Consider the following 3,300-nt stretch of genomic DNA (forward strand, 5'->3'; position numbering starts at 1 on the left):
TCATCATCGGAGGTTCAAAGGACATTGATAACTAGATGATTGATTTTAGTTTCGATACCACCATTAATTTCTTTGTTACCTTGTTTGTCTTTGATTTTTTGCCAGTTTTCTGGTTTAAGTGATATTGTGTTTTGGTGGTGTTTGAAAATGTGTGAAAAGGTATACAGATAGTATAAACAAGCTAGTTGTGAAATGTGTATTTCAAGTTGTTGTTTATAGTTATATCTGTGGGTCAAGGGTTATTCCTTTTTGTCTGCTAGTATTTTTAAAATATATTCTATGCTTTTTTTATTTATATATTTTTTCTTTGAATAGGTAATAGCACTCTCTGTTTTATTATATAGCAACTTACTAATTTCACTATTTTTCAAGTCATCGCAAGTTAGAAGTTTTATGTATCCATATAAATCATCTAAAAACATAAAGCTTTTCTTTGCTTTATATGTCCCCAAAAAAAGAGTAATTGATAATATTATAGAGCATATTATGGTTGCTATTAATATAGGTAAATGATTGGTAGATAATGTTATAATAGATTCATAGTGTTTAGTCATAGTGACAATTTCAATCAATAAAAATACTATTAAGCAAGATCTCCAAATCAATAAATATGTATGAGCTTTATTTCTTTTATGAAGAATATACTCTCTAAACTCGGATTCTATATCAGACTTTATAGCTAAATAATCATTCAGGACAAATGATAAAATAGCTATTATTGATGTGGTAATTAAAAAAACAAAAAAAGAAATAGTCTTATATTGTTTATCGTCGAACATTGTAGCTAATATAAGCAGTACAACAATCGTTAAAATAATTTTTGAGGGTATGTTATTTTTGATTATGTAATCTACTTTATTATGACTATTTTTAATCCAACTCTTTATTTTTAAGCAAAAGTGCCATGCTAAAGATAAAAATACTATAATGGTTAATATTACTGTAATAGATATATGCTGTAGATATCCCAGCCAAAATAAATAAGTTTGCTTTTTATTCAAAATTAAAATCGCTACTGATATTAGTAGAGAAATGAATAATAACTTATTTGTTTTTAAAAGTTCATATGTCTTCTTTATCTTACAATTCATACTACTAACCTATCACACTAACTTAAGTTGTCTTCTTTATTATAGCTAGTTACTTTTCTTTTGAAATTATTATAGAGAAATGTGAGTTTATCTATTAATGACTCATTTTTTAAAAAAATTATTTCATCTAAATTTACCTCTAGCTTATTGAATAATTCTTCTATTTCTTTTTGTTTATTCCTTTTATTCTTATGGAATTCATCATTATTAAAATCCAGGTAAACATCTCTTTCAATAATAATATTTTTTAACAGCTTAGATAGTTCTACAATAGGAGTTTTAAGCTCAGGTCTAAGAAAAATTTTTGACTTATTTAGCTCATTAACAAATGTGTTGAACTCTGCCATTGCATTATTTACTTCACTTTTATCCATAAAGTCTTGTAAGCTTTTCTGTATATTTTCAGAACTGTTAATTTGATTGATTTGAGTTTCTTTAGCTCCTAAATCTTTAAGGAGTTTTATGAAATCATCTTTTTCATAATCTGAGTGATTAGGATATTGCTTTAAATCTGCTAAAGCTATGTAAGTAGAGTTTTTAGCTTGTTGGAGATACTCCCATATTGTTGTTATTACTTCTAGCTCTTTATCTAACCACTTTTGCTCACGCATATACTTATAGTCGATTTTAATTTTATAAGTAGTCAATAAATAAGTTAAAATAGCTGTAATTATTGCTAAAAATATACTAGGCATTACCAAAACCAACTCTTACTTTTTTCTTCTTTTTTCTCTTCAACTTTAGGAGGTTCACCAACCCAATCAAGTTTTAGAGTTTCATCACTAGGGTTATAGTTATACACCATAATACCATTACAATTAGCTTGACCAATTACAAGTTTATGAGCCTCTACAGAAGTATCAAATGTAGTGTTATAACCATCTACATTTGGTCTTGGTTCGATATTATAATTACCTTCTAAATAATCTTTTGGATTATTTATTAAAGGAAAATATTTTACAGGTGTAATATTTGCAAATTTATTAACTTTAATATCATTTATGTTATATAAACCTGTCCATAAGAAAGGTTGTGACATTCCTTTGTAAGTTACTAATACTTTATCATTATCAATAAATCCAAAGTTAGTATAACCATTAGGTGTATTTCTATTTGTTAATTTTGGTATATTATCTCTTTGAACTAAATCAAAAAAGAAATTATTCTTATTGTCAGCTTTAGCATTTGGGAAACTTACTATTTTATTATTTAATAAATCATATTTAACAGCTCTACCTACAAAAGAACTATCCATTGTATACACAAACTCACCCTTAGGGTCTATGGCATTCATAGTTTCATTAACATTTTCATTTACCATTTTCCACTTATGATTTTTTGTATCATAGACAACTAAAATATTTTCAGCTGTCATTATTAATTTATCTTTGTAGAAAGAGAAACTATTAAATGTAGTCCATCCGTTAGGTAGATTACCTTTATAAGGATTACCTCTCCAATATGGAGTAGTATCCATTTTGCCCCATAACCAAGAAACAAATATTTGTTTCTTGTTATTATCAGGTAAACTATATTGATAAACGTTACCACCGATATCAGAGCCAACCCATAAGTTCATATCTTCATTTATTGCTTGAGCTCTAGCTATAAAATCAGGTTTAAACTCTTTTATGATTTTTTGGTTTATATCGAAGATTTTTACTACTTTAGTATTATTATCTTGTAAAGAATAGTAATCACTATTAGGTATAAAATAAGCAGAACTATAATTATAGTTATCGCCTAAATCTTTTACTTTTTTATTTTCAAGATTATATAAGTAAGCATGTTTATTAGTATCTGTGGCAACAGCATATTTACCATCAGTTGAAATAGAAAGCTTACTAACATTAGCAAAACAATTTAGGAAAAAAGAACTTAAAAATAGTGCTATAAATATCTTTTTCATTAGTAGCTTCCTTGTGAGCCAGTTGTAGTATCATCACCAGCAAATTGATTATTTGCTGATTTAACTTCATCCATATCATAATCACCGAAGAAATCAAAAGAGCCTTTAAACTTACCACTAAATAATCTACCTTTATAAATATAATTCATAAAGTCATCAGTAGGGTACAACATAGCCGAATGATCTATACATAGCATTGACTTAGCTGATTGTTTTTGTTCATCAGTTAATTGGTCATAAGCTACTGTATGTTTAGTATTGTCACTATCTATATAATAACAAGGGTAATTACCTCTAGTT

The 3,300-nt window shown here is 26.8% G+C and carries 4 protein-coding genes; all 4 read right to left on the reverse strand.

Annotation, left to right across the window (positions count from 1 at the left end; genetic code table 11):
• Positions 1-239 precede the first annotated feature (239 nt).
• Positions 240-422: a hypothetical protein gene (locus FQ699_RS09560; protein WP_146422127.1), complete on the reverse strand. Its 183-nt coding sequence runs from the start codon at positions 420-422 to the stop codon at positions 240-242.
• 686 nt (positions 423-1,108) lie between these two features.
• Positions 1,109-1,786: a hypothetical protein gene (locus FQ699_RS09565; protein WP_146422128.1), complete on the reverse strand. Its 678-nt coding sequence runs from the start codon at positions 1,784-1,786 to the stop codon at positions 1,109-1,111.
• Positions 1,786-3,000, reverse strand: a complete 1,215-nt coding sequence (locus tag FQ699_RS09570; RefSeq protein WP_146422129.1) for a hypothetical protein — start codon at positions 2,998-3,000, stop codon at positions 1,786-1,788. The genes FQ699_RS09565 and FQ699_RS09570 overlap by 1 nt, the downstream gene beginning before the upstream one ends.
• The coding region (locus tag FQ699_RS09710) for a hypothetical protein (protein ID WP_179951704.1) at positions 3,000-3,300 on the reverse strand (301 nt) is incomplete at its 5' end. The genes FQ699_RS09570 and FQ699_RS09710, both read right to left, overlap by 1 nt.

The organism is Francisella salimarina (assembly GCF_007923265.1).
Lineage (GTDB): Bacteria > Pseudomonadota > Gammaproteobacteria > Francisellales > Francisellaceae > Francisella > Francisella salimarina.

What these genes read in the sequence shown, in the direction of transcription:
- FQ699_RS09560 (WP_146422127.1), bottom strand. Translation starts at nt 422, where the DNA reads ATGTTTTTAGATGATTTATATGGATACATAAAACTTCTAACTTGCGAT.
- FQ699_RS09565 (WP_146422128.1), bottom strand. Translation starts at nt 1,786, where the DNA reads ATGCCTAGTATATTTTTAGCAATAATTACAGCTATTTTAACTTATTTA.
- FQ699_RS09570 (WP_146422129.1), bottom strand. Translation starts at nt 3,000, where the DNA reads ATGAAAAAGATATTTATAGCACTATTTTTAAGTTCTTTTTTCCTAAAT.